Annotated in this window: 22 protein-coding genes; 10 read left to right on the forward strand and 12 right to left on the reverse strand. The window is 46.6% G+C overall.

Annotated features, from left to right (window positions below; genetic code table 11):
* Positions 1–36: 36 nt before the first annotated feature.
* The 3 genes from plsB (at position 37) to L5M17_RS11165 (ending at position 4,639) form a co-directional block, all read left to right on the forward strand.
* Positions 37–2,460: a glycerol-3-phosphate 1-O-acyltransferase PlsB gene (plsB, locus tag L5M17_RS11155; protein ID WP_105250638.1), complete on the forward strand. Its 2,424-nt coding sequence runs from the start codon at positions 37–39 to the stop codon at positions 2,458–2,460.
* Positions 2,460–3,716, forward strand: a complete 1,257-nt coding sequence (gene mtr / locus L5M17_RS11160; protein WP_263147435.1) for a tryptophan permease — start codon at positions 2,460–2,462, stop codon at positions 3,714–3,716. The genes plsB and mtr overlap by 1 nt, the downstream gene beginning before the upstream one ends.
* Positions 3,717–3,865: 149 nt before the next feature.
* A complete protein-coding gene (locus L5M17_RS11165) occupies positions 3,866–4,639 on the forward strand; it encodes a VOC family protein (protein WP_263147438.1) in 774 nt (257 codons plus the stop codon).
* 76 nt (positions 4,640–4,715) lie between these two features.
* Here the strand turns inward: L5M17_RS11165 and L5M17_RS11170 are convergent, their stop codons facing one another.
* From L5M17_RS11170 to L5M17_RS11190, 5 genes are all read right to left on the reverse strand, one after another.
* The gene (locus L5M17_RS11170; protein WP_263147440.1) at positions 4,716–5,882 is read right to left on the reverse strand and encodes a ribonuclease T2; all 1,167 of its coding nucleotides are present in this window, start codon (positions 5,880–5,882) and stop codon (positions 4,716–4,718) included.
* Between the two features lie 218 nt (positions 5,883–6,100).
* Positions 6,101–9,241, reverse strand: a complete 3,141-nt coding sequence (locus L5M17_RS11175) for an efflux RND transporter permease subunit (protein WP_263147443.1) — start codon at positions 9,239–9,241, stop codon at positions 6,101–6,103.
* Positions 9,242–9,250: 9 nt separating this feature from the next.
* Positions 9,251–10,792: an efflux RND transporter periplasmic adaptor subunit gene (locus L5M17_RS11180; RefSeq protein ID WP_263147446.1), complete on the reverse strand. Its 1,542-nt coding sequence runs from the start codon at positions 10,790–10,792 to the stop codon at positions 9,251–9,253.
* A gap of 21 nt (positions 10,793–10,813) precedes the next feature.
* Entirely contained in the window at positions 10,814–11,074 is a 261-nt protein-coding gene (locus L5M17_RS11185; RefSeq protein ID WP_263147449.1) for a heavy metal-binding domain-containing protein, read from the reverse strand.
* 277 nt (positions 11,075–11,351) lie between these two features.
* A complete protein-coding gene (locus L5M17_RS11190; protein WP_168827238.1) occupies positions 11,352–11,789 on the reverse strand; it encodes a hypothetical protein in 438 nt (145 codons plus the stop codon).
* Between the two features lie 590 nt (positions 11,790–12,379).
* On the opposite strand from L5M17_RS11190, the gene L5M17_RS11195 reads away from it, so the two are divergent.
* A complete protein-coding gene (locus L5M17_RS11195; protein WP_105250630.1) occupies positions 12,380–12,943 on the forward strand; it encodes a NapC/NirT family cytochrome c in 564 nt (187 codons plus the stop codon).
* A gap of 66 nt (positions 12,944–13,009) precedes the next feature.
* Here the strand turns inward: L5M17_RS11195 and L5M17_RS11200 are convergent, their stop codons facing one another.
* Both L5M17_RS11200 and rsmD read right to left on the reverse strand, forming a co-directional pair.
* Entirely contained in the window at positions 13,010–13,294 is a 285-nt protein-coding gene (locus L5M17_RS11200) for a DUF1145 domain-containing protein (RefSeq protein WP_263147452.1), read from the reverse strand.
* On the reverse strand, positions 13,269–13,937 hold the full coding sequence (gene rsmD, locus L5M17_RS11205) for a 16S rRNA (guanine(966)-N(2))-methyltransferase RsmD (RefSeq protein ID WP_263147454.1): 669 nt from the start codon (positions 13,935–13,937) through the stop codon (positions 13,269–13,271). The genes L5M17_RS11200 and rsmD overlap by 26 nt, the downstream gene beginning before the upstream one ends.
* Before the next feature lie 213 nt (positions 13,938–14,150).
* Between rsmD and ftsY the strand changes: the two genes are divergently transcribed.
* From ftsY to rpoH, 4 genes are all read left to right on the forward strand, one after another.
* Positions 14,151–15,761, forward strand: coding sequence for a signal recognition particle-docking protein FtsY (gene ftsY / locus L5M17_RS11210; protein WP_263147456.1), 1,611 nt, complete (start codon positions 14,151–14,153; stop codon positions 15,759–15,761).
* Positions 15,762–15,764: 3 nt separating this feature from the next.
* Positions 15,765–16,481 carry a cell division ATP-binding protein FtsE gene (gene ftsE / locus L5M17_RS11215; protein WP_105250626.1) on the forward strand — a complete coding sequence of 239 codons (717 nt, stop codon included), beginning with the start codon at positions 15,765–15,767 and terminating at the stop codon, positions 16,479–16,481.
* Positions 16,478–17,443, forward strand: a complete 966-nt coding sequence (gene ftsX / locus L5M17_RS11220; protein ID WP_113940269.1) for a permease-like cell division protein FtsX — start codon at positions 16,478–16,480, stop codon at positions 17,441–17,443. The genes ftsE and ftsX overlap by 4 nt, the downstream gene beginning before the upstream one ends.
* A gap of 225 nt (positions 17,444–17,668) precedes the next feature.
* Positions 17,669–18,526: an RNA polymerase sigma factor RpoH gene (gene rpoH, locus L5M17_RS11225; protein ID WP_006079635.1), complete on the forward strand. Its 858-nt coding sequence runs from the start codon at positions 17,669–17,671 to the stop codon at positions 18,524–18,526.
* A 100-nt stretch (positions 18,527–18,626) separates the two neighbouring features.
* On the opposite strand, the gene menE is transcribed toward rpoH, so the two are convergent.
* The 5 genes from menE to L5M17_RS11250 form a co-directional block, all read right to left on the reverse strand.
* The gene (gene menE, locus L5M17_RS11230) at positions 18,627–20,069 is read right to left on the reverse strand and encodes an o-succinylbenzoate--CoA ligase (protein ID WP_411568940.1); all 1,443 of its coding nucleotides are present in this window, start codon (positions 20,067–20,069) and stop codon (positions 18,627–18,629) included.
* Positions 20,032–21,138: an o-succinylbenzoate synthase gene (menC, locus tag L5M17_RS11235; protein WP_263147462.1), complete on the reverse strand. Its 1,107-nt coding sequence runs from the start codon at positions 21,136–21,138 to the stop codon at positions 20,032–20,034. The genes menE and menC overlap by 38 nt, the downstream gene beginning before the upstream one ends.
* Before the next feature lie 26 nt (positions 21,139–21,164).
* On the reverse strand, positions 21,165–21,953 hold the full coding sequence (menH, locus tag L5M17_RS11240) for a 2-succinyl-6-hydroxy-2,4-cyclohexadiene-1-carboxylate synthase (protein WP_263147464.1): 789 nt from the start codon (positions 21,951–21,953) through the stop codon (positions 21,165–21,167).
* Positions 21,953–23,674 (reverse strand): 2-succinyl-5-enolpyruvyl-6-hydroxy-3-cyclohexene-1-carboxylic-acid synthase, encoded by a 1,722-nt coding sequence (menD, locus tag L5M17_RS11245; RefSeq protein ID WP_263147466.1) that lies wholly within the window; start codon positions 23,672–23,674, stop codon positions 21,953–21,955. The genes menH and menD overlap by 1 nt, the downstream gene beginning before the upstream one ends.
* A 185-nt stretch (positions 23,675–23,859) precedes the next feature.
* Positions 23,860–24,828 carry a LysR family transcriptional regulator gene (locus L5M17_RS11250; protein WP_263147469.1) on the reverse strand — a complete coding sequence of 323 codons (969 nt, stop codon included), beginning with the start codon at positions 24,826–24,828 and terminating at the stop codon, positions 23,860–23,862.
* A gap of 409 nt (positions 24,829–25,237) precedes the next feature.
* Between L5M17_RS11250 and L5M17_RS11255 the strand changes: the two genes are divergently transcribed.
* On the forward strand, positions 25,238–25,714 hold the full coding sequence (locus tag L5M17_RS11255; RefSeq protein WP_105250596.1) for a DUF2726 domain-containing protein: 477 nt from the start codon (positions 25,238–25,240) through the stop codon (positions 25,712–25,714).
* A gap of 76 nt (positions 25,715–25,790) precedes the next feature.
* Complete coding sequence (locus tag L5M17_RS11260; RefSeq protein WP_105250595.1) at positions 25,791–26,255, forward strand: cytochrome c3 family protein; 465 nt, start codon at positions 25,791–25,793, stop codon at positions 26,253–26,255.
* Positions 26,256–26,259 lie beyond the last annotated feature (4 nt).

A 26,259-nucleotide genomic window follows, 5' to 3' on the forward strand; every position in this document is an offset into this window, starting at 1 on the left:
ATCGGGCTAGTAAACGCACTTAATTGCATAAGAATAATGCCTAAACACGACTCTCTTTGGTTGAAATCATTACGTTGGATCCAAAAACACTTAGTGCACACTATTGTGGTACCTCAGGATCCCTTTGCCGATCTGAATCTGGATGCTTCCAGACCCCTTGTTTATGTGATGAAAACAGAATCTCTCAGTGACATAGCTGCTTTGAGCGAAATAACGGCTAAGTTAGGTTTACCAAGCCCTTATGAGCCTCTAGTGGCTAATGGTGTGACTGCGCCTCGGGTTGTCTGTCTTCAAGGACGTAAGCCACTGTTTGGCGAACGTGCTGGTAATGAGCCTTTCCTCGAATGCTTTATGCGTTTGTTAGCCGTGCATAAGGAACGTCCTGAATTGGATATTCAACTTGTGCCCGTGAGCTTGTATTGGGGTCGAACGCCAGGGAAAGAAGACGACACTATGAAGGCGGCCGTATTTGAGCGGGAAAACCCGACTTGGCTGCGCAAGTGCTTGATGATTCTGTTCTTAGGTCGACATAACTTCGTGCAGTTTTCGAATGCCGTATCCCTGCGTTACATGGCTGACGAACATGGCACCGACATGGGGATTGCCCATAAGTTAGCACGGGTTGCGCGCGTGCATTTCCGTCGTCAACGTAAGGTAATGACAGGGCCTGTGCTGCCAAACCGCCAAGCACTGTTTCATTCGTTACTCAAATCTGAGTCGCTGCGCAAAGCGATTCAAGAAGAAGCCGCCAGTAAAAAGATTTCTGAGACCCAAGCGCGCGAGACGGCTATTGAGTACCTCGATGAAATAGCAGCCGATTACTCAGATAGTTTAGTGCGTATTGCCGAGCGTTTCTTAACTTGGTTGTGGAACAAGCTTTATAGCGGGATCAACATTAAAGGCGCCGAGCAAGTTCGCCAGCTGCATCACGATGGCCACGAGATTGTTTATGTGCCTTGCCATCGCAGCCACATGGATTACCTGCTGTTATCGTATATTTTGTATTATCAAGGCATGGTTCCGCCGCACATTGCTGCTGGCATCAACCTCAACTTCTGGCCCGCGGGACCTATGTTCCGTCGCGGTGGTGCCTTCTTTATCCGCCGTAGTTTTAATGGCAACAAGCTGTATACCGCAGTATTTCGTGAGTATTTAGATCAGCTGTTTGCTAAAGGTTATTCGGTGGAATACTTCTCCGAAGGTGGCCGTTCACGTACTGGCCGTCTGTTGGCGCCGAAAACTGGCATGATCGCCATGACGATGAACAGCGTACTGCGCGGTATTGAACGTCCTGTCACACTTGTGCCTGTGTATTTAGGCTATGACCATGTGATGGAAGTGGCGACTTACCATAAAGAGTTAAGCGGTAAGAAAAAGAAAAAAGAATCTGTGTGGCAGGTGTTCGGTGCCATTCGCAAATTAGGTAATTTTGGCCAAGGTTACGTGAATTTTGGCGAGCCTATTACCTTACAAAATTTCTTAAATGAGCGTGCGCCAAACTGGCGTGCTGAGTTGGCCGATGATCCCGAGCAGAAACCAAGTTGGTTAACTCCAGCGGTAAACGTGCTGGCTAATCGGGTGATGACGCGTATCAATGATGCCGCAGCCGCGAGTTCGGTGACTTTGACTAGCTTAGTCTTACTGGCGACAGATCAAAACGCCTTAGAACGTAGTCTGCTGGAGCGTCAGCTTGATTTGTATCTGACCCTACTCAAAAAAGTGCCTTACACTTCTTATACATCTGTTGCGGAAGGTGATGGTAAGCATTTAGTGCAGCAAGGTTTAGAGCTGAACAAGTTTGTTGTTAGTGCCGATCCTTTAGGGGAAATAGTGTCTATCGAAGCGAGTCAGGCAGTGTCTATGACTTACTATCGTAACAATATCATTCACTTATTTATTGTTCCTTCATTAATTGCGAGTTGTTTAACCCACAATGAACAGATCCTGCGCCAGCAAGTGGTTTCAATCGTTGCCGATTTTTATCCACTGCTGAAAGCCGAACTCTTCATGGGAATTAAAGACTTACCAGCCTATGTTGAGCAAGTGCTGGATTTCCTGATTGGGCAAGGTTTAGTGGTTGAGACAGATACTTTAGCTGTCGTGCCTGAGCACTCAAGCCAATTATTGTTGTTAGCCAGTTCAGTGAGTGAAACTTTGCAACGCTACGCTATTATTTTCAATCTGTTAGCGAACAGACCTAAGATGGAGCGCTCAGAACTTGAGTCTGAGAGCCATTTACTCGCCCAGCGTTTAGGGGCTTTACATGGCATTACCGCGCCTGAGTTCTACGATAAAAAACTCTACGGTACTTTGAGCGTGAAGCTTAAAGAATTGGGATATCTGGCGGATAGTGAAGATAAGTCCAATATTAATCGCATACGAGATCAGGCCAATAGCTTATTACGTCCGTCAGTGAGACAAACGATAGTGGCGAGTGTCACCGCGGAGCACACAGTTTAATGGCAAATCATATGAATGCGGCTAAGCATAAGCCCGCAGGTAAGTCCTTGCTTGGTGGTGCCATGATTATTGCTGGCACGACCGTAGGTGCTGGGATGTTTTCTCTGCCCGTGGTCGGTGCAGGTATGTGGTTTGGCTATTCGATTTTGATGTTATTGGGCATTTGGTTTTGCATGTTGATGTCGGGCTTATTGTTGCTCGAAACCAATTTACATTTCGAACCCGGTGCTAGCTTCGATACCTTAAGCAAGCAAACTCTTGGGCAGTTTTGGCGGATAGTGAACGGCGTTTCTATTGCTTTCGTGTTGTATATTTTGACTTATGCCTATATCAGCGGCGGTGGTTCGATTGTGAATCACAGCTTGCAGGGCATGGGAATTGAGTTACCGCAAAGCGTGTCAGGGCTGGTGTTTGCCATAGTATTGGCGAGTATAGTATTGATCAGTACTAAAGCCGTGGATCGGATTACCACGATTATGCTCGGCGGTATGATCATTACCTTCTTCCTCGCGGTCGGCAATTTATTGATCGAAATTGATGTGACTAAGTTGCTCGAACCTGATGGTAATAACAGCTTTTCACCTTATCTGTGGGCGGCGCTGCCCTTTGGTCTCGCCAGCTTCGGCTACCATGGTAACGTTCCCAGCTTAGTGAAGTATTACGGCAAAGATTCCTCCACCATTATCAAGGCGATTTTCGTCGGCACCTTTATCGCACTGGTGATTTATGCCTGTTGGTTAGTGGCGACTATGGGCAATATTCCCCGCAGCCAGTTTATCGACATTATTGCCCAAGGCGGCAATATGGGTGTGTTGGTGGGCGCTTTGTCTGAGGTGATGGCGAGTAGCTGGTTAAACAGTATGTTGACCCTGTTTGCTAACTTAGCCGTGGCTTCATCTTTCTTAGGGGTGACCTTAGGTTTGTTCGATTATCTCGCCGACTTGTTTGGTTTTGACGATTCGCGCTCTGGCCGGATGAAAACCGCGTTAGTGACCTTTGTGCCGCCGACGATTTTAGGATTACTGTTCCCCGACGGCTTTTTAGTGGCGATTGGCTTTGCGGCATTAGCGGCGACAGTGTGGGCGGTAATCGTCCCGGCGCTGATGGCCTATAAATCACGGCAGTTATTCCCCGAGAGCACAGGTTTTAGAGTGATAGGCGGTACGCCGCTGATTATTCTTGTGGTGCTATTTGGCATAGTCACGGGTGCTTGTCATCTGCTCGCGATGGCAAATTTACTGCCTCAGTATTCTTAATTTGTTTCGATGATTTAAGCCCTCTGCGTGAGGGCTTTTTTGTATTTGGCCATTGAGTTTTAATCCTGCAGATCTTTTTTATCCCGATACTGGACAGAAGCCCGAACTCAGGCTTAACTCGAATGATTGTAAAAATGAAGGAGCCAATGATGAAAATTACTCAGTACGCACAAGGACATGCATGTTGGGTTGAACTCGCAAGCCACGATTGGCAAGCTGCTAAGGCATTTTATCAAGCGTTATTTGGTTGGAACTCAGTTGACATGCCTATCCCAGAAGGTCATTTTTCGCTATTCAATTTAGCAGGTGATGATTTAGGCGCCATGTACCAAATCCCTGAGTCTGAGTCGCAGATCCCCAGTCATTGGCGTGTCTACTTTGCCGTGGATGATATGGATGCCAGCATTGCAGCGATTCAAGCTGCGGGCGGCCAAGTGCACATGGGGCCGCATATTGTGGGAGATGCGGGCGTGATGGCGCAGGTGAGCGATCCACAAGGCGCACGTTTTGCACTGTGGCAAGCGAAGAACCACATAGGTGCTCGCCGTCAGGGTGAACTCAATACCCTTTGCTGGGTTGAGCTGGCTTGCAAAGAGCCGCGTACTGAAGAAGCCTTTTACTGCAAAATATTCCCTTGGACAAACACGCCCAGCGATATGCCAGACATCGAATACTCTGAGTGGCAAGTTGATGGGCAATCCATCGGCGGTATGATGACGATAATGCCCGAATGGGGCGATATCTCTCCCCATTGGCTGCTCTATTTTGTGGTGGCGGATTGCGATGCGTTTGCTGAGAAAGCCCAAAGCTTAGGCGCGCAAGTGTGCATTCCGCCTAGTGATATCCCTGATGTGGGACGATTTTCTGTCATTGCTGACGCCCAAGGCGCTACCTTTGCGGTGATCAAGCTTAATCAGATGTGACAGCCATATTAAGGACTGTCATTAAGGTTAAAAACGGCGACGCTAAATCGCCGTTTTTATTTGTCTAACTATTTGTTTAATTAGCGTTATCAATCATGATTGTTTCAGGGCAGGAGCCTTTTGAGGCCTTATTGGCTTTGGCGAGTAGGCTAGGTAAGGAGTCAGAAGTTTTAATGACTTCGGGCAAGTTAATGCGGATTTCACTCAGTAATCCCTTGCCACATTCAAGACTCATTTTAGTGTGAGCGCCTTGACCGAAGCTGCTATCAAAACTTTGGTTTAACTCACTTTTACTGACACTCTTACCTATGTTGTCATGAATAAATTTTTGTACCCATGCCGAGGCATTGACCGCTTGGGTCAGCTGGGTTGCCAATAAAAAGTACTCGTTAGGGTCTTGGCTACGGCAAGTGCCGTGTTTCCACCATTCGTGGCGTTCTAAACAGGTGCCATATTGGGCGCTTGGCATGACTTCTTCTAAATTTTTGCGCACCGATGGATTCAGTTCAAACTCTGGATAAGTACAGAAATCATTCGGTTGCAGTTTGACTGTGCTGCAATAGCCATATCGCGTGCCGCATTGTTGTTTATTCGGCCACAGTCCGTGCAGGCTGAAGTGTTGCCATTGGCTCGATTCTGGCGTTTGGCTGAGGGCGCGACATTCGGCTTTACGGCGGCCATAGAGTTCACAAAAGGTGCTTTGCCAGCTTAATGCCAGCACGTTGGCGTCAAATTCACCGCCGATTCGGCATTGATTTCCTTGGCGTTTCTCTGGGGTACCATGCTCTTTAAGGCTATCTCGGCTTTTTGCTTTGATGTCCGATGCCGTGGTGGTTTGCGCCGGTTCCGCCGCCGTTGCAGGTGTTGATAAATTACTGTCAGCAACATTAGATAGATATTGACCACAATCGCCGCTGATCCAACGCATGGGAGACTTCACCGCATTGGTGCGCACTCTTAGCCAATCAGGTTTAGCACTATTGCCGAGGATTTCAAGTACAGGGTAGCGCTCACCAATATTGCTCTGCCATTGGTCTGGATTCGTCTGCTTATTTTTCGATTGAAATAGCTCACAGCGTTTGTCGGCAACGAATTCACCGGTTGCGGGTGCGGCAAAGGCGGGTGCTGTAATGATGAGCGCAGCGCATAAACCGAATGCGGCAAGTAATGCGCGTGATGGGGTTTTAAGGGAAAGTGCTTGCGGCCATATCCGGCTGATGGTTAAACAAAATGACTTGGTCATGTGATGGAATCCTTCCTGCGGCAGTGAATTGAGTCAATTCTGTGTGGCACTGAGTCAATGGTACACATAAGCGCTATAAACTTAGAGGCTTATTTTACCCAGAGTGGTATATGGCACTGTTGTAAAATTAGATTTTTAATCTGATTGAATGAGAAAATCCCCTCAAACTTTAATGGTTTGAGGGGATTTTTATCGGTGTTCTAGCGCCGTACACTCAATTACGCCGCGTCTTTCTTTAATTTACGCGAGTAAATCAGTAGATAAAGTGCGGGTAGTACAAACAGTGACAGTAATGGGGCCGTAACCATGCCGCCGACCATAGGTGCGGCAATTTTCTGCATCACATCGTTACCCGATCCTGCACCCCACATAATGGGGAGTAGACCGAAGAAGATGGTCGCTACTGTCATGGCTTTGGGGCGGATCCGCATAACGGCACCTTCCATTAACGCTTCTTTTAAGTCGCTGACGCTGTGGTAATTATCTTTCTCTTGTCTGTGCTTGATGGCGTTATTGAGATACACCAGCATTACTACCCCAAACTCGGCGGCTACACCCGCTAAGGCAATCATACCGACGGCGACTGCCACTGAGATGTTGTAATCCAGTAGGTATAACAGCCAAGTGCTGCCGACCAACGCGAAGGGGAGGCTGAGCATGATAATACTGGCCTGAATGGTGGAGCCAAAGGTCATCATCAGCAGGATGAAGATGACGGCTAATGCCATAGGGATCACTTGCTTAAGTTTTGCATCTACCCGCTGCATATATTCGTACTGCCCTGCAAAAGTGTAGCTGTAGCGCGGGGGCACCTTGAGTTCGGCATTTAAAGCTTTCTTGGCGGTCGTAATATATTCGCCGATAGACGTGCCTTCAATATCGATAAACACCCAAGAGATTAAGCGACCGTTTTCACTGGTGAGCATAGGTGCGCCATCGGTGATTTCTATATCCGCTAAATTTCGCAGTGGTAGATAATTTCCCGATTTAGTGATCACAGGGAGTTCGCGCAGCTTTTCGATATTATCGCGTAGCTCACGGGGATAACGTAGGTTGATGGGATAGCGCTCAGCCCCTTGTACCGACTCGCCAATATCCATACCGCCAATGGCGTAACGCACGACATCTTGAATATCTTGCAGTGACATACCGTAACGTGCGGCCACATCGAGTTTGGGGGTGATATCGATATAACGCCCGCCACCACTGCGTTCAGCATAGGCTGACTTAGTGTGTGGCACTCTACTGAGGATGGCCTCTATTTCTGCCCCTAGATTTTGCAGCTCGTTGACATCGGCGCCGGTGATCTTAATACCGACGGGGGTTTTTATCCCCGTCGAGAGCATGTCAATACGGGTTTTGATGGGTTGTACCCAAGCATTGGTGAGTCCTGGTACTTTGACGGTTTGCTGTAGTTGGGCAATGATGCCATCTAAGGTCATGCCTTCACGCCATTCCTCATGGGGTTTGAGCATGATAGTAGTTTCAAGCATGGTCAGCGGCGCGGGATCGGTCGCGGTTTCGGCGCGGCCTACCTTGCCAAACACGCGGGCCACTTCGGGCACGGTTTTAATCAAGCGGTCGGTTTGCTGCAAGACTTCGGCGGCCTTACTGGCACTGATACCGGGCAATGCCGTTGGCATGTAGAGCAAATCGCCTTCTTCAAGGGCGGGCATAAACTCACTACCCATGCGGGTCATGGGATACCAAGCACTGGCCAGCGCGACTAACGCTAACATCAGGGTGACTTTAGGAAATTTAAGCACCAGTTTGAGCGAAGGTTGGTAAAGCGCGATCAAGAAGCGACTGAGAGGATTGCTGCGTTCGCTGGGAATTTTGCCGCGAATAAAGTAACCCATCAAAATCGGCACTAAGGTGATCGATAAAAAGGCCGCCGCTGCCATGGCGAAAGTTTTAGTGTAGGCCAGTGGCGCGAATAATCGACCTTCCTGCGCTTCGAGTGCGAACACAGGCACAAAGCTTAAGGTGATAATAATCAATGAGAAAAATAACGCAGGGCCGACTTCAATCGACGCTTCGGTGACGATGCGCCAATGCTCCTTAGTATCGGGCTCGCGATCATGTTTGGCTTTGAAATGTTCTAAATGCTTGTGCAGGTTTTCGATCATCACAATCGCGCCATCCACCACGGCGCCGATAGCAATGGCGATGCCGCCAAGGCTCATGATATTGGCGTTCACACCCATCTTATTCATCACGATAAAAGCGATAAGGATGGATAGCGGCAGGGTTATCACGGCCACGAGTGTGGAGCGCGCATGCAGCAAAAACAGTAAGCAGACTAAGCCAACCACCAACATTTCTTCGACGACCTTGCTAAACAAGTTGTCGACGGACTTAAGAATCAAGTGGGATCTGTCATAGGTTGGGATAATCTCAACCCCATCGGGCAGGCCCGCTTTGAGTTCTTCGAGTTTAGCTTTCACCGCATCTATCGTCGCTAAGGCGTTTTCGCCGTAACGCATCACCACAATTCCGCCAACGACTTCACCTTCACCGTCGAGTTCGGCTATACCGCGGCGTGAGGCTGGGCCTTTGCGCACAGTGGCGACATCTTTGAGTAATAAACCTGTACCAGAAGGGCTGGTGATACCAAGGGGAATTTCACGAAAATCCTCTAGCGTCTGGCGATAGCCTTTGGCGCGCACCATGTATTCGGCTTCGGCCATTTCGATCACTGAGCCGCCAGCTTCGCTATTAGCTTTATCGATCGCTTGTTTAATGCTGGCGATATCGAGTTTATAGATCGCCATTTTATCCGGCTCAAGCACTATCTGATAGGTTTGCTCCATGCCGCCGACGGTGGCAACTTCAGACACGCCTGCCACGCTTTGCAGCTCTAGCTTGAGATACCAATCCTGCAGACTTTTGAGTTGTGATAAATCTAAATTGCCAGAGCGATCGACCAGCGCATATTCATACACCCAACCGACACCAGATGCATCGGGGCCGAGTGAAGGTTGTACACCCTGGGGCAAACGGCTGCTAATTTGACTCAGGTACTCGAGTACCCGCGAGCGCGCCCAGTAGATGTCTGTGCCATCTTCAAAAATCACATACACATAGGAGTCGCCGAACATGGAATAACCACGTACGGTTTTGGCGCCAGGTACGGCTAACATGGCAGTCGACAAGGGATAAGTCACTTGTTCCTCAACCAATTTTGGTGCTTGGCCCGGGTAAGGGGTTTTAATGATCACTTGTACGTCGGATAAATCCGGCAGCGCATCAAGCGGCGTTTTGCGCAGCTCCTGTACGCCCCAAACAGTGATCATGATGGCGATAATCAGCACCATCAATCGCTGCCTGATTGACGCCTCGATAATATATTTCAACATAACGCGCTCCTAGTGCTGATGACCGCTGCTTAAACGCATTAAGCTGCCCTTGAGACTGGCTTCGGAGTCGAGTAAGAATTGCCCCGAAATCACCACCCGTTCACCTTCATTCAGGCCTGAAATAATCTCGGCTTTACCTTGGCTCATCATGCCGACTGTGATGGCCTTGGCGGTAAAGCTGTCATCGGTTTGTTTGACGATCACGCGGTTTTCTTTACCCGTCTGAATTAAAGCTTCCTGCGGGATCACGAGCACATCTTTATTCGGGCCACCGAATAGCGAGACTTTCGCGAGGGTTTTAGGTCTTAAATCTACGTCGGCATTGTTGAGAACCACTCGAACTCGCAGGCTGCGAGTGACTGGGTCAAGCTCAGGGTAGATATAATCGATCGTGCCTTCGATGCCACTGATATTCATGGCGGGAACGGCAATTTCGGCCTTTTGACCTTTAGCAATCCAGCTTTGCTCATTCTCGAATACGTCGGCAATCACCCATACCTTAGAGAGATCCACTAGGGACATGACTTCGGTCGAAGGCTGAATGTACATGCCATCACGAACGTCGAGGGCTTTAACTATGCCATCCTCTTTGGCGTAGAAAGGTACGCGATACTGGGTTTGATGTGACTCGGCTAATTGATTGATTTGCTTATCGTTAAAACCGAGGAAAGATAAGCGTAAACCCGCATTGCGCACCAAATCTTTGTAGCGGCCTTGGCCGTTTGCTTTGGCTGTGTCCATGGCGAGCAGGTAGTCATCTTGGGCGTTAATTAAATCGGGAGAGTAGATCTCGTAGATCAGTTGGTCTTTCTTGACGGTATCCCCCACGGATTTGACCATGAGCTTTTCAATCCAGCCAGTGACGCGGGCATGGATATGGGTGATCTGGCTTTCGTCGTAATCGATTTGACCGACGGTTTCGACAAATTTCCACAGTGTGTCGCGTTCAACCTTGGCGACTTTGAGTGCCAGCGCTTGCTGCATACTGCCGGAAACATTGATATTGATTTCTTGGGTATTGCCGCCCGTTTCGACTTTTTCTAAGTTCATGCCGCAGATAGGGCAAGTGCCGGGCACATCGCTGATGATGTGAGCATGCATAGGGCAAACGTACTTGATTGTTGTCGCGTGGTTTTGAGCTTTGACTAAACTGTCGGCCTTAGGTGTTGGGGTGTCGAATACTTGACTCGACGCTTTCGCTGCCAAGATTTGCCCATGCTCAGAGGCTTGGTGATCTGCGACTTGATGCTGTGCATGCTCGGCCGCAGAGTTTGCGGTATCTTGTTTCTCAACTAAAAACATATTGCACTTAGGGCAGCGACCGGGCTCATGGCTGAGCACTTCGGGATGCATAGGGCAAGTGTAAGTTTTTACTTGATTTAACGAATTATTTTTAGGCGCTGTTGCAGAATTTACTGCAGCTTCGGTCGCCACGAGCTCTTGTGTGCTCGCCAGTTGGGCATGGCTCAACCAAGGCGTACCTAAGAGTAAGCTACTCAAGATCAGTACGGCTTTAGGGGTCTGCTTTTTTACGGTTTTAAATGAATTCATATGCCTCATCTCCAGCCTAGCTTAGTGGTGTTTGTGGGCGTTTTTTGCCGCACCTTCAGCTGGTTTTGCTTCTACCGCCTTTGGCTCTAAGTTCATACCACATTGAGGGCAAGTATCCTCTTTGCTGCCAGTCACTTCAGGGTGCATAGGGCAAACATGGGTATGGGCTTGTTTCTGTGGATTGGCATTGTCGTGTTGATGTGCGTGCGGCGCGGCCGTCGCAAACACGCTTGTGCTGGTCAGCAAGAATGCGATTAAGGCGAGATTAGTTAGTGTTTTCATATTATTCACTCCATCGGATTAACGGCCGAATACGAGCGCATAAACGTCAGTGAGCACAGTGGATCAAAGCGGTTCGCTTCGATAGACGGATTGATGCCACAATTTGGCATTCGGCTCAGTAATCAACGTTTTGCTAGACTCGGGTGCACAATTTAATGATAAGGCACCACAATAAACGGCTAAATAGGGCGTTAGCTTAGGGCTAACAGCATTGTCGTTTTAGCTTGGTCGTTTGGCTTTTTTAAGGGTTTATTTGCCCAATAAGCACAAAGTAGAGCTAGGCTATCGGTGGTTTAAAGGCCGAAGACAAAGAGATAGAGTGGAAATGAGGCATAGGAGTGGCCATTGCAGTATCGCTCATGCTCACACTTGGCCAGAGGTGTGGGCTGAATAGAGTGCCAGCGACTGAAATCGTCAAACAATGACCACAATCATTTGAACATGATGTGGTGCCATCACAGCAATGCTGTTTCGCGCCGGGAAGCATTTTATCGTTGCAGCAATCCGCGTTGGCCATTGAATGTGAGTCAGAACTGTTCTCCGTGTCCATCTGCATCATTGTAGCGTGGTGCATTTGGGAGGAAACTTCATGATTCATCGCACTCATATCCATAGTGTGTGGCACCATGGCGTGACCATTAGACACGACACTTTGCCCGACGAGTGCGAGTAGAGTGAATATGACTAAAAAATAACGACCGAGTGTGTGATGCATAAGTCTTCCAAATGATGAACGGCTCGATTCTAGCATAGCGATGTTTAGCTGTAATGATTTAACTCACATTTCAGTTAACGCCTCAATTTAAATATCTAATTAATCTAAATTAGCAAATATAATTTCTGACTCGCAGTTTTGTCTTCAACGGGCTTATCATGAATATGACTGCGTATTTTAAGAGACTCAAATTGATCGTAGAAAGTTTCATTTCGAACAGTATTATTCGGCTTACCTGCGTTTACCATTTATTTCTGCTTCAATCTTAAGGTGCAATAAACATTGGCGTGATCACATTTCTGTTTTCTAGAAAATAAATTTCTAGTTCTAGATTATCAAGGGAAAACCTAACTATAAAAAATCGGTAACTTGCGATTATCGGGTGATTGCATTAGCTTTAGTTAAAGTGCATCACAGTTCAGCTAGCGGTTTTTACCAAATGACGTCCAAATAGTTAGAGCTAAGTCTCATTTTGCGCTTTTAAGGTTAATTTAATCAGCAAATTTCGGCTTAAAATCAAATTTCTAATAAATGAAAGAGCATAAACTAGTCTTATAAAAACTAATTTTGACAATTTTGGAGATAGAGTGATGAACTGGCGTGCACTATTTAAACCTAGCGCGAAATATTCAATCCTGGCGCTACTGGTCGTCGGTATTGTAGTGGGTGTTGTGGGATACTTTACCACTCAACAAACATTACACGCGACCAGTACAGATGAGTTCTGTATGTCTTGCCATAGCAATCATTCGCTGAAGGATGAAGTGTTGGCTTCTGCCCATGGCGGCGGCAAAGCGGGGATTACGGTTCAGTGTCAAGACTGTCACTTACCCCATGGTCCAGTCGATTATTTGATCAAAAAAATCATCGTATCTAAAGATTTATATGGTTTCATGACAATTGATGGCTTTAACACTCAAGCCTGGTTAGATGAAAATCGTAAAGAACAAGCGGATAAAGCGCTGAATTATTTCCGTGCGAACGATTCTGCTAACTGTCAGCATTGCCACACTCGTATTTACGAGAATCAGCCAGAAACTATGAGCAAAATGGCTGTAAGAATGCACTCAAATAACTTCAAGAAAGAACCTGACGCGAGAAAGACCTGTGTTGACTGCCATAAAGGCGTAGCACACCCATATCCAAAAGGATAAGGTTTAGCGTCTAGTTGACCATTTAAAAGCCCTCAATTGAGGGCTTTTTGCTGTCTGTGTGCTTGGTTAATTCGCTTGAGTCATCACCCGTTGCCGATAAGCTAACAGGCTGAAAATTCCGAAGATAAACACTTGTAGATAATCTTGTTGCGTTAATGGCAGCAAGGTCTTAAACAGCATGTGGAAAATCGCGACTTGGAAGCAATGCATCATGCAGGTAATGGCAAACAGGATATTTAAAGTAATCGCCACATTGCCTTCAAAGGGGATGACTAAGTTGTAGGCCATCATCAACCAAGCAATCAGAGTGATGGCTTTACCTAAGTTAATTAATAAGGACATGGTTTTCATCTTCGATGGGCTCAACAGTGGTTTCTGAGTGATATTGATATAAACGGTAGCTCACTTGCCCTGCATTCTTTTCTTTTAAGGCGTGCCAGCGAGAAGGGATAGCAAGTTGCGGCAATTCAGACTCGATTTCGACATAAATCAGCGCACCATCATTGAGCCAGCCTTGAGTATCTAGCAGTTGAATCGTCTTTTCTGCCAATCCCTTACGAAAGGGGGGATCGATAAACACCACATCGAAACCTTGCTCGCAGCCCCTTTGCAGTACCACTAACGTATCAGCATTGAGCACTTCGGCCTTATCGCATTTAAGGGTTTGTAGATTTTCTTTTAATTGCATGGCTGCGCCGCGTTGCAACTCGATAATTTTGGCGAAACTGGCATAGCGGGACAAGGCTTCGAGAGCTAAAGCACCACTACCGCCAAAACAGTCGAGTACACGTGCATTGACTAAATCATTAGCCAACCAATTAAAGAGTGTTTCGCGAACCCTGTCTGTCGTCGGGCGTAAACCTTCGAGATCTTGGATAGGTAGACGACGCGAGCGCCATTGGCCTGCGATGATCCGCACTTGTCCACTGCCGGGTTTATTTTTGGCTGTTTGACCCATGGTCACATTATTTTTGACCGTTCGATGATTAACCAAAGTGCCCCCGTGATTTTGCCTGAAGAAAGAAAGTGGTAGACTGTGCCACCTTAATAAAGGCCGCTATTTTATATCAAAGTCTCACTAAAAGGTGAGAAGGCTAACTGAGCTTAGCTAATTGCCGACTTTTTGGGCGTAATTGCCGAGGCAATCTGGTATAACATCAGGGTCTTATTCAAAATTCAATACTGAAGTAGAGCGCTGGAATCACACATGGCAAAGAAAGGTTTTTTCTCTTGGTTTCGTAAAGATAAGTCACAAGATGAGGTCGTCGCTGAAACGCCAGTTGTTACTCCAACACAAGATACTGATGCAGCACAGCGTGTAGCGCAGGAACAAGTAGAGGCACAAGGGGCCATCGAGGCCGAAGCTCATGCTGAAAAAAAGGCTGCAGAACAGTTAGCGGCCGAACAAACACAGGCAAAAGCCGAAGCCGAGCAATTCGCCCTTGAGCATGCCCGAATTGAATCGTTGCATTTTGCTAATCAGCAAGCTGAAGCGACACGTTTGGCTGCTGAACAACTTAGTGCACAAAAGCATGCTGCAGAGAAGTTAGCCGAAGCACAGTTAGAAGCAGAGCAACGCATCGCAGAACAATTGGCAGCACAGCAGTTAGCGGTTGAGCAAGCCGCCGCAGAGCAATTAGCTCAAGCAGAGGCGGCGCGTGTAGTTGCCGCTCAGCTAGAAGCAGAATTACTCGCAGCGGAACAAGCTGAACTTGCCCGTTTGGCCGCCGAACAGCATGCTGCTGAAGCCTTAGCGGCAGAACAACTCGCTGGCGAAGCACTGGCACGTGAGCAAGCAGAGGCTTTAGTTCAGCAACAAGCTGAAACTGAGCAAGCTGTTGTAGCAGTTGCTGAATTACAACCTGAGCCGCAGGCTAGACCCGTTAAGGAAGGGCTCTTTGCTCGCCTGAAACGTGGCTTAATGCGTACCAGTGAGAATATCGGCAGTGGTTTTATCGGCCTATTTCGCGGCAAGAAAATCGATGACGATCTGTTTGAAGAACTCGAAGAACAATTATTAATCGCCGACGTTGGTGTCGAAACCACTACGCGATTAATCAAGAATTTGACAGAGCATGCCTCACGTAAGCAGCTTAAAGATGCCGAAGCTTTATATGAATTACTGCGGGATGAGTTGCAAAAAACACTCGATCCTGTCGCTATCCCGTTAGTGCCAGACAATGCTAATGGCCCATTTGTTATCTTAATGGTTGGCGTTAATGGCGTGGGTAAAACCACCACTATTGGCAAATTAGCCAAACAATATCAGAGCCAAGGTAAGTCAGTCATGTTAGCCGCGGGCGATACCTTCCGTGCTGCAGCGGTTGAGCAGCTACAGGTTTGGGGTCAACGTAATGATATTACCGTGATTGCCCAGCATACTGGTGCCGATAGTGCCTCTGTGTTGTTCGATGCTTTGCAAGCGGCCAAGGCGCGTAAAGTGGATGTATTGATTGCCGACACTGCTGGTCGTTTACAGAACAAAGCGCACTTGATGGAAGAATTGAAGAAAGTCGTGCGAGTGATGAAGAAACTCGACCCAGATACGCCACATGAGGTCATGCTGACATTAGATGCGAGCACAGGGCAAAACGCGATTAGCCAAGCACAATTATTCCAGGAAGCCGTAGGTGTAACGGGTATTACCATCAGCAAGTTAGATGGAACGGCTAAGGGCGGCGTGGTATTTGCGATTGCTGATAAGTTTAATATTCCGATCCGTTACATAGGTGTGGGTGAGCAAATTGATGATTTGCGTACCTTCAATTCGAAAGAATTTATCGATGCCTTGTTCACTCAAGAAAAAGCGGATAGCTAATTTATGATTGATTTTCAGCAGGTCAGTAAGATTTATCCTGGCGGCCAAATGGCGCTGGAGGATGTGAATTTTCATCTACAGCAAGGTGAAATGGCATTTTTAACCGGCCACTCGGGGGCGGGTAAAAGTACGCTGTTGAAATTAATCACGGTAATCGAGCGGGCAACAACGGGGCGCGTCGCGATTAACGGTCACGATATCGCCAAAGTCAGCCCTAAACATGTGCCTTATTTGCGCCGCAATATCGGGATGATTTTCCAGAACCATCACCTATTGATGGACCGAAGTGTGTTCGACAATGTGGCTTTACCACTGGTGATTGAGGGATTCTCCCATGGCGAAATCCGTAAGCGTGTAGCGGGTGCACTCGACATGGTGGGTTTATATGGCAAGGAGCGGCATAACCCGATTATGTTGTCCGGCGGTGAACAGCAACGTGTTGGCATTGCCCGTGCGATTGTGAATAAACCGCCTTTACTACTCGCCGATGAGCCTACGGGTAACTTAGATCCTAAATTATCTATGGATATTTTGCGTCTGTTTGAAACCTTTAATGATGCGGGAACCAGCGTATTAATCGCCACCCATGATTTAGGTCTTATCGCACGAATGAAATATCGCACTTTTACCCTTAAACAGGGCCGTATGTTAGGTGCACAAGAGTTGCATCCTAATGTGCACACTCGCAGTGCACCGACGAATAGAGGTGAAGGGCAATGAGCGATAGCGCAAAATTAACTCGCAGCAAGCTGCCTCTGTCTGGTCGGATTGTGATGTTTTTTATTCGCCATGCGCAGCAAGCAATGGCTAGCATGGGAGAACTCTGGCGCAACCCAATATCCTCTGTGATGACCATGGCTGTCTTAGGTGTGAGCCTAAGTTTGCCTGCAGCATTGCAAGTGTTAGTTAAAAATGCCGAGACCATTACCAGTTCCTGGAACAGCGCGGCAGAGATCTCCTTGTTTATCGACGATAATCGTAGTGAACAAACGATTCAGAGCCTGCTGACGCGCATTCGGACATATCCCGAAGTGGATAAAGTGCAATACATAGATAAAAATCAAGCGCTAGAAGAATTCCAACGCTTATCTGGGTTTGGTGAGGCCTTGGCCTATTTAGATAAAAATCCTTTGCCCGCGGTCATTACCGTTACGCCTACGCCGCGTTACTCAACACCAGTGGGCGCCCGTGAACTCTTAACTAAACTAGAGCGCGAGCCTGAGATTAGCTTTGGCCGTTTAGATATCGAATGGTTAGAACGGTTACAGGCGGTAGTGCGTCTACTCGAACGTACTGTGATGGCGATTGCCGCGTTACTCGTGCTGGCCGTGGTCTTAGTGATAGGTAATACGATTCGCTTAGCGATTATGAATCGGCGCAGCGAAATTGAAGTGATGAAGCTCGTTGGGGCAACCGAAGCCTTTATTCAGCGTCCATTCCTCTACACTGGGATTTGGTATGGTGTCATTGGTGGCATATTGGCTTGGCTTATCATTAACTTATTAGTGTGGTATCTCGATTCGGCTCTTGCCGAGCTGTTGGGCTTGTATGGCAGTCAGCTTGAAATGAAATCACTCACTTTTATTGAACTGCTGCAATTGGTTGGACTTGCCTCATTTTTAGGTTGGTTAGGTTCGTATTTGTCTGTACGTCAGCATTTACGGTCGATTGAACCTTCATAATAATCAGTCGATTAAACTAAAAAAAGTGACGAAAAAAATGCTGAGTAATGAACTTTTGTTCACTTGCAATGTCTACTTCAGCGAGGTAAAAAGGGTACCTGCAAACGAGCTGAGGTTGACATACTCTGTCAATTAGCCGATAGTTCGTGAGCTTATTCTTAGGGTATTTTGTTGTTGAACCTAAGAATGCACTCGTTAAGTAGTCTGATAAATGTAGGAGAGTGAATGACCTTTCAAACGCAATCAATGGCACTGACAGTCCCACAGGGCGCCAGTAGTCTAGAAGCTTATATCCATTCAGTGACTAGCATCAGCATGCTGGACGCTGAGGCTGAGTATGAGTTAGCCAAGCGTTTACAGGAAACTGGTGATCTACAAGCTGCGAAGCAACTGATTATGTCGCACTTACGTTTTGTAGTGCACGTTGCAAAGGGCTATTCAGGCTATGGTTTGCCACAGGCAGACCTGATCCAAGAGGGCAACATAGGCTTGATGAAAGCGGTTAAACGCTTCGATCCCGATGTTGGCGTGCGTCTTGTGTCTTTTGCTGTGCACTGGATCAAAGCTGAAATTCATGAATATGTGCTGAAAAACTGGCGCATTGTTAAAGTCGCGACCACTAAAGCACAACGTAAGTTGTTCTTTAATATCCGTAAAGCGAAAAAACGCTTAGGTTGGTTCAGCGATGCAGAAGTCACTATGGTGGCTGAAAATTTAGGTGTGTCTAAGGCCGATGTGACCGAAATGGAATCACGTATGGCAGCGCAAGATCCGGCATTTGATTTAACCAATGATCAAGACGAGGAGCATGATTTTGCCCCCGTCCATTATTTGGAAGATCATTCATCGGATTTAGCGGAAAATATTGAAAACGACAACTGGGAATCCAATGCTCAAGGTCGTTTATTATCGGCCATCAAAACCTTAGATGAACGTAGCCAGCATATTCTGCGCGCTCGTTGGTTAGATGACGATAAAACCACACTGCAAGAACTTGCAGAGACTTATCAAGTGTCGGCCGAACGTATTCGCCAACTTGAGAAAAATGCCATGAACAAGCTAAAAGCTTGTATGGAAGCCTAAGTCACATCACGTGTAAAATGATTGTAACTTAACCATAAAAAAACCTGCTGCGGCAGGTTTTTTTATGGGTGAAATTTGGCTTGATGACGTTGATGATAAATCAGTGTTTAACAAGATTAGCTATCAAGGCTTTTCTATTTACTTTCAGCCCTGCCTGCTCATGATTTTCTGGCCATACATAATACTGTCTTGGGCGTTTGAAGCGGGCGATTTTGTCGGCGAGGAACAATTCGAGTTCACTTGCAATCGACTCTGGGTGGTGGGTTAAACTGCCGCGAATGATGGCGGCGGGGAGACTGCCAAATTGTGCATCGGGGATGGCGAAAACGATAGCATCATCTATTTGTGGGTGCTGTTTAAGCGCGGCTTCGATTTCTTCTGGCTGGATGTTTTCGCCGCCGCAGATAAACATATTATCGACGCGGCCATGAATGCGCAGATTACCATTTTCGTCCCATTCGCCCATGTCTTTGGTGTAAAACCAGCCGTCTTGTTCAACGCACTTTTGTATTCCATCCGCGGTGAGATAGCCCATAAACAGGCATGCGCCGCGTACCAAAATCACACCATCTTCGATTTTAAGCTCACGCTTGGGGAGTAATTTGCCACTGCTGCCGTCGCTAAAAGCGTGACCTGTGGTGATCTGCGAGCCCATTTCCGTCATGCCGTAACTGGTGTAACTGGCGATATTGCGTTGCTTAAGTTGTTGGAGTAAGTCGATTGAGACTGCGCCGCCACCAAGTAATAAGGCTTTGATACTTTTAAGCTTGCTGCTCGTATCGGCGAGTAACTTGCTCAGTTGTGTGGGAACGAGAGATATGTGAGTCAACTGATCTTGGTCAATCTGCTGACCAAGGCTAAGCGCTTGATCTGGTATGACAACACTGGCACCGACTAAGGCACAGCGGTTTAATATCGCAAGACCGCCAATATGGAATAAGGGCAAGGAGAGTAGCCAGGCATCACCTTGTTCGAGTGGGATTAAGCTGCGGGCACCTTCGGCATTGGCAATATGATTCGCTAAGCAATGCACCGCCGCTTTGGGAAAGCCACTAGAGCCTGAAGTTAAAATCACATTAGCTGGACGAGTAAAGTCGACAGGCTGGGCTAAGTCACTGCTAATGCGATTAAAATTTAAGCGCAAGTGATGACAATTCTGTAGTTCACAAACCTCAGCACTCCAAACATAGCGGATCTGATGTTCATTAATTAAGTCTTGGATCTGCGCGAGGGGGAAACGTGGTGAGATAGGAAAAAAGATTACTCCTATATCGATGCAGGCCCAATAGAGACAAATCATCTCGAGATTATTGCTAGCAATACAGGCGAGCGGCTCACCGTTTGAGATCCCCGCAGCGCTTAGCTGCTGAGCCAGTGCGATAACGCGCTGGCTAAGCTCTGAGTAGCTAATGTCTTGCCCCGCCAACTTGATGGCTGTCTGTTGTGGAAACGCAAGCGCAGCTTGGTGCACGGGTGACAGTGCAAGCGGTTTTGATAGGCTGGCATTAGACAAACTCGTTTCCCTCACTTTTGGCTGTATCATTATTTTGTTGCATTGAATCAATGGCGTGCAGTGCAATTGGCTCAAGTTGCGCGAGTGTGAGGCAGTATTTTTTACCCGATGACACGATTAAATCTTGGCTAAAGGCGCTGAGGGTATCGAGCCCAGGGATTTCATCGGGAGTGAGAATCGCGGCTAAATGGGCCAGATCATTAATGCCTAAACTGCTCTCTAGACTCGAACTGATAATGCAACGTACGCCATAGCTTTGCGCCGTATCGATTAAATTAGCTAGTTTTTCGATACTGCCGAGCAGCATAGGTTTGATGACAAGCGCAGTCAGGCCATTTTGCATTACAAACTGGTATTCTGGATCGTTGAGCGATTCATCGAGGGCGTAGGGTATACCAATTGCTTGATAAAATTCATGATTATCATGAGGATTCAGGCAAGGTTCCTCAATGTACTCTATGGTATCTAGGGGCAAGCAAGCGGCAAATTCGATTGCTTGCTCAAGTGTAAACCCTCGGTTCGCGTCCAAACGCAATTTGAGATCGGGGCGGGTACGTAAAATGCCATAAATCAGGCTTAGTTCATCTTCGATTGAAGTTTGCGCGACTTTGACTTTCACCGAACGAACATTACAGCCAAGGGCGGCAATTTTGCTATCGAGCAAGTCTCTGCTCGCATCCGTTGGATGATAAATCAAAGGGACTGTAGCCGTTTGTGGACGGATGGCATCGAGTTTGCCCATTAACTTGGCTTGTAACAGACTTAAACCAAAGGCCAAAGAAGGGTACGGACTTTGCTCGGCGCATTCTAGCAATGTATCAATATGCTGACCGCAGAGTTGGGGTAATAATCCAGTCAAAGCCGTTTGCACTTGAGTGAGTGTTTCACGGCTGAACCCCATCAAGGCTTGTTCATCGACATCTATGCCAGAGAGTGGGGAAATTTCAACTTCGACTTGTCTATGCTCGCCACCAAGATTAGCGCTGGCACAGGCTTGTAATACTAATCCCGCTCTGTGATCGATACGTTGCTTGCCGACGGGCAATAATACGTCGAGCGGTAGTCGATATTGATACAGGTTAAGCGAAGTTAATATCATATATTTCCTACATTTTAATTCTGTCATTACCCTAGCAACTTCACTATTTTTGAGGTTAATGCCTCGGGAGCAGCTTGGTGTATGTTGTGGCCGGCGCCGTGAATACTATGGACGAGGATGGGCGCGTGTAATTGCCACTCTTGGGCGAGGGCGTGGAACTTAGCATCTTGGTTGCCAGCAAAGAAATGGCACTCACAGGTAAGCTGCAAAGGTACATCCCACATTGATGCTTGGTGTGCAAGTGAGGTGGTTATGAATACCTCTTTAAGCCGCTGTTTAGGATGCAGATCTAATGCTGCAGAACGATGCTCGATTAAGGTTTTCCGTTTGGTAGCCGTCATATCGGCAAATACGGGCTGCTGATACCACAAGCTTAAAAAGTCTTTGCTATTCAGATGCAGTAAACGCTCGGCCCACTGGGCATCATTTTGGGTTCTGGCAAGTTTTTCTTGCGGGTCTGTAAGTCCAGGATGGCAGGATTCGAGGTTTAGGCTCAGAAGTCTTTCTGGATAGGCTTTGGCAAGGTGCAGAGCAATACGGCCACCGAGAGAATAACCATAGAGATGGAATTGACCAATATGAAGGCCATTCAGGTGTGCCAACACATCTTCAACACATTGGTTAAATCCATCTAATTCGGTTGGCTTCAACTCCTTTTGGTTATCCCCGTGGCCCGGCAGATCTAAGCAAATACAGTGAAAGTGCTGGCTTAGCGCAGGCATTAACGGCAACCAGTCGGTCTTAGTGCCTAAAAAGCCATGCAGTAACACTAAGGTCGGTAGTGAAGGAGCGCCGTAACGGGCCATGGTTGGCATTAGCTTTGTTTCACCCACAAGTTGAGCTCGGCGATTTGGTCGCTGGCTTGGTTTTGGCTCACATTGACTTCAATGATCGAAGCCCCCTGAAAATCCAGCGCTTCATTATAGCTATCTTGAAAATCGGCTAAATTATCCACTTGATTATAGGGCAAATTAAACATAGCTGCGGCGTAGCCAAATTCTAAACCGTGGCTGAGTCGATAATAATCGCTACGGACTTGTTCATTGGGAACGGGTAATAAGTTGAAGATGTTACCGCCATCGTTATTGAGGATCACGATCACCAGCGGGCTGGTTAAGCCTTTAGCGATGGCTAGCGAGTTAAGATCGTGCAGTTGTGATAAATCACCGATGATTAAACTCGTGGGTTTGCCTTCATGGGCCGCAATACCGCAGGCGGTGGCGAGTAGTCCGTCAATACCTGATGCGCCACGATTAGTATAAGTGGTTGCCGTACAACAACTGACAGGGGCATACATGTCGTACAAGCGTACAGGCAGGCTATTGCCGATAAAAAGCTGCTGTTCTAGCGGACGAGTATTGGCGATGGCCCGCACAACTTGTGCTTCACCAAATTCCCCTTGGTCGATATTGCGCACAAATAAGTTATGTAATTCATCGTTATAGGTGATTAGGGTATTCGCCCAGTTTGCTGAGGATGAGCGATACCAATTTAAGGCCGCAAACTGCTGTGCATTCGCGTGCCAAATGTGTTTAGCATTGTGGCTAGGGTCAAGCCTGTCTTGTTCTGGTAAAACCTGCCAATAGCTGTGCCAATTTTGCTCGGCGAGATAGCCTATCAAGCGTTTTGATAATAAACGGCCGCCGAATACGAGTACACGATCCGCTTCCTGCAATAGATTGCGCGCCTTTGGATGTTGCAACAGTTGATCAATATTACCTATCGCTGCGGGATGCTGACGCAGTTGCGACTGGGCATCGGTAAGTAATGGCCAGCCGATTTTTTGCGATAGGGCAATTAGTTGCTGTGGATCTTGTTCAGGCGTGAGAGTACCGACAACGATCACCCCTTTACCGTGGACGAACCGCATAATGGCATCGTCACTTGGGCTGCTCACCTGTTTGCTCTTACCGTATTGGGTATACGGTCGTGCGAGCTGCAGCCAAGTTTGCAATGGTTTGAGGTAAGGTGATTCGGCATCGAGAATCGCGCCACCGAGTTCACTCGGATACAAGGGCTCACGGTACATGCAGTTGATATGCACTGGGCGAGTTTGATTCGCCACCGCTTCATCCACTGTGGTAAGCAACGCTTGCGGTGCGATATGTATATCCGGTGTTGGCAAATTCACTTGAGTGGCGTAATTCGCAAAAATTCCCGGTTGGACTATGGCTTGATTGGCACCGCAGCCGAGTAATTCGGGCGGACGATCGCCACTTAAGACGATTAAAGGTACATGGGTCAGCCACGCCTCCACAATGGCAGGGTACAAGTTGGCGACTGCTGTGCCTGAGGTTGTAATGATGGCGACCGGTGCGCGGCTAGCTTTTGCTAGACCTAAGGCCATAAAGCCGAGCCCACGCTCGTCGAAATGTAAGTGACGCTGGAGTTTAGTTTGCTGGGCGGCGGCGAGGGTTAACGGTGTTGAGCGCGAGCCCGGCGCCATACACACATGTTGCACGCCAAGACGTGCTAACTCCTCAAGAATAAGGGCGCCCCAAATAAGATTAAGAGTGGCTGTATTTTCGGTCCGCATAGCTGAATCTATTAGGATAAAGATGGGCTTAGTGTAACGTGTTTATGCTCCAAGATGTATGCTTGGTTTAACAATTCTCGAGTGGATCGCATGGGGGCTGAGGTGGAGCCTAAGCTAAGGCAGAGGATGCCTATCACCTCGTGTATCGGTGGTTTGTTGTTTGGATATGTTGAGCTATTGCTTGGCTAGATAATACGATCGACGATTTTTTTAATCTCTCCGCTTAACCATTTCAAGTCCTCATTGATTGCATTAGGCTGATTTTTTTGCACTAAGAAAATCGTTGGCGTTTCTGTATCTGCATATAAACGTTCTGCTTCATACTGCGATAGTTGACACGTATGCAGTTCAGGAATATCACTCACCATTTCGTAAACTATCCGATAAGGCAATAGGGAGACTGCATTACTTTCGCCTAGATATTCAAACAAACTTGAAATACTGGTAATGGTAATTTCAGTATTGAGTTTAATGCCATTCGTTATGCAAAACTCTTGGTATGGACTCAATTTGGTGCTGGGATTACCAAGATCCGTATTGACATAGGGGTATTCCGCAATCGTTTCTAGGGTGATTTCCCGTTTAAAAATAGGATGATGTCTGCTAGCAATCAGGTAGAGTTTGTCCATACGTTGCAATTCAGTCGTTAGCAGTTTATCGCCGAAGGCGGCAACATCGGCAGCACTTTTATTGCAACAAATACCTAGGGTTGTATCACCATTAATAATGTCTTGAGTCGTATGCATAGACCAAGGGTTTATATTAATGTGCATGGTTTTTTGCTCTTCTTTAATAGCCTGCATCAAGGCTTTAGGAAAGGTGTAGGCAATTAATCCTGGCGCTGCAATTTCGACATGTGTCTTAACTTGGCGAGTGTTTGCTATTCTGGCTTTTTGAAACTTATCAGTACACTCAATTGCTTCTTTTGCAATTGGATATAAATGAGTAGCAAACTCATTTGGGAATAAGCCATATTTACGACGAATAAATAACTCATCACCAAAAATTTCCCGTAGATTTTTAAGGCTACGGCTGATTTTAGGAGCTGGAATGTCTAGCGCTTTCGATACATAGGTTGCTGACTTGTTCTCATATAATGAAACAAGTATTTTTAAACTCAGAATATCGAGGCCATCCATGTTACTAATGTGCATTTTTTATATTCCTTAATATTGAGCAAATACTTAAATCAACGCCTAATTATGGTGCTAATTAATAATTTTAATGTGAAACTAATCCCAAGTTTTGGATCTAGATTTTATCTATGTGTATCAAAGGTTTTTTTGTTTTATTTTTAATATTTAAAATGGTTTTTCATAAAATTTAAAATTTCAAAAACTGATATTTACATATTTAAAATGCAAATACTGAATTATCAAGTATCAATATTTGTATTTAAGATTTACATAATTTTGCAATGTGACGCGCAATGTAAATCATTGTTTATATTTAAGTTGTTATTTGCAAGTGTGACGTGTGTCAAGAAAAAATAAGTGTTTTCAAATAATACTAAAGTTGCTTTAAAGGAGATAACAAAAAATAAATTAGTTTTTGGAGGCGTGTATGAATACTTCAGTCATTCTCAGCTATGCGTTTATGTACTTCGTACTATTCGTAGCAGTACCATTCGTGTTTGTGATGTTTGTCATGACTTGCATTAAGTTTTTTAAAGCAGGTCCTGATGAAGCCGCACATCATGAGATGAAACTTAAACCAGTATTGTTTGATAAACAAAGCTTCAATTTTTTTAAATCATTAAAAACAGTTGTTGAAGGTAAATACGATGTTTGTTGTAACGTGCCATTAGACACTGTATTTGAGATGGACAAACATGATACGGAATTAAATCATGAATGCCGACTCGATTATGTATTGATCGACCATGATTCATCTGAAGTGAAAATGGTTATCAGTGATTTTGGCAAAGAAACTAACTCACCACTGAAAAAACTGTTTAGCAAGTTCAATATCAGTTTCATTGAAATGAACCAGCATAAACAGTGGGATACTCAGAGTCTTAAGCAAGCCTTGGCTGTGTGATCTTGACCGTCGGGTTCGGAATTATCCGAACTCGACCCCTTCTTTACCTTCCTACGGATAAATGTGAGGACTTCCTATGTCCAAAAGACAATGGCTGTGGTCGTTACGCTTAGGTGCTGCTGCGTTGCTTTTAAGCTTTTCTGCAATGAGTGCTGAGCCAGCCAATCAAATTAACAGTGATGCTTGTATGAAGTGTCACAAGCGTAATGGTCAAATGTTAGGGCATCATGGTCAAGATGCGATGAAAATGAGCTGTTCTTCCTGTCATGGAGAAAAGGGCGATCACCCTAAAAAACCGAATGATATGGTGGTCTTTGGTATGGAGGAATCGTCGGATCTGACGGTTCAGCTGAGAGTGTGTCAGAAGTGTCATACCAAGAAAAAACTCAGTGGAGCAGATTGGACGCATAACGTACATGCTCAAAAAGTGCCTTGTGCCGCCTGCCATAAATTACATAGCCCAACGGATCCAATGGCGGATATGACGCCGAAGGTTCGCAGTGAGCTATGTAGCAGTTGCCACACTGGCAAGCAGGAGTAAGGTT

This window comes from Shewanella sp. SW24 (assembly GCF_025653395.1).
GTDB classification, from domain to species: Bacteria; Pseudomonadota; Gammaproteobacteria; order Enterobacterales; family Shewanellaceae; genus Shewanella; species Shewanella oncorhynchi.

What these genes read in the sequence shown, in the direction of transcription:
- plsB (WP_105250638.1), top strand. Translation starts at nt 37, where the DNA reads ATGCCTAAACACGACTCTCTTTGGTTGAAATCATTACGTTGGATCCAA.
- mtr (WP_263147435.1), top strand. Translation starts at nt 2,460, where the DNA reads ATGGCAAATCATATGAATGCGGCTAAGCATAAGCCCGCAGGTAAGTCC.
- L5M17_RS11165 (WP_263147438.1), top strand. Translation starts at nt 3,866, where the DNA reads ATGAAAATTACTCAGTACGCACAAGGACATGCATGTTGGGTTGAACTC.
- L5M17_RS11170 (WP_263147440.1), bottom strand. Translation starts at nt 5,882, where the DNA reads ATGACCAAGTCATTTTGTTTAACCATCAGCCGGATATGGCCGCAAGCA.
- L5M17_RS11175 (WP_263147443.1), bottom strand. Translation starts at nt 9,241, where the DNA reads ATGTTGAAATATATTATCGAGGCGTCAATCAGGCAGCGATTGATGGTG.
- L5M17_RS11180 (WP_263147446.1), bottom strand. Translation starts at nt 10,792, where the DNA reads ATGAATTCATTTAAAACCGTAAAAAAGCAGACCCCTAAAGCCGTACTG.
- L5M17_RS11185 (WP_263147449.1), bottom strand. Translation starts at nt 11,074, where the DNA reads ATGAAAACACTAACTAATCTCGCCTTAATCGCATTCTTGCTGACCAGC.
- L5M17_RS11190 (WP_168827238.1), bottom strand. Translation starts at nt 11,789, where the DNA reads ATGCATCACACACTCGGTCGTTATTTTTTAGTCATATTCACTCTACTC.
- L5M17_RS11195 (WP_105250630.1), top strand. Translation starts at nt 12,380, where the DNA reads ATGAACTGGCGTGCACTATTTAAACCTAGCGCGAAATATTCAATCCTG.
- L5M17_RS11200 (WP_263147452.1), bottom strand. Translation starts at nt 13,294, where the DNA reads ATGAAAACCATGTCCTTATTAATTAACTTAGGTAAAGCCATCACTCTG.
- ftsY (WP_263147456.1), top strand. Translation starts at nt 14,151, where the DNA reads ATGGCAAAGAAAGGTTTTTTCTCTTGGTTTCGTAAAGATAAGTCACAA.
- ftsE (WP_105250626.1), top strand. Translation starts at nt 15,765, where the DNA reads ATGATTGATTTTCAGCAGGTCAGTAAGATTTATCCTGGCGGCCAAATG.
- ftsX (WP_113940269.1), top strand. Translation starts at nt 16,478, where the DNA reads ATGAGCGATAGCGCAAAATTAACTCGCAGCAAGCTGCCTCTGTCTGGT.
- rpoH (WP_006079635.1), top strand. Translation starts at nt 17,669, where the DNA reads ATGACCTTTCAAACGCAATCAATGGCACTGACAGTCCCACAGGGCGCC.
- menE (WP_411568940.1), bottom strand. Translation starts at nt 20,069, where the DNA reads ATGATACAGCCAAAAGTGAGGGAAACGAGTTTGTCTAATGCCAGCCTA.
- menC (WP_263147462.1), bottom strand. Translation starts at nt 21,138, where the DNA reads ATGATATTAACTTCGCTTAACCTGTATCAATATCGACTACCGCTCGAC.
- menH (WP_263147464.1), bottom strand. Translation starts at nt 21,953, where the DNA reads ATGCCAACCATGGCCCGTTACGGCGCTCCTTCACTACCGACCTTAGTG.
- menD (WP_263147466.1), bottom strand. Translation starts at nt 23,674, where the DNA reads ATGCGGACCGAAAATACAGCCACTCTTAATCTTATTTGGGGCGCCCTT.
- L5M17_RS11250 (WP_263147469.1), bottom strand. Translation starts at nt 24,828, where the DNA reads ATGCACATTAGTAACATGGATGGCCTCGATATTCTGAGTTTAAAAATA.
- L5M17_RS11255 (WP_105250596.1), top strand. Translation starts at nt 25,238, where the DNA reads ATGAATACTTCAGTCATTCTCAGCTATGCGTTTATGTACTTCGTACTA.
- L5M17_RS11260 (WP_105250595.1), top strand. Translation starts at nt 25,791, where the DNA reads ATGTCCAAAAGACAATGGCTGTGGTCGTTACGCTTAGGTGCTGCTGCG.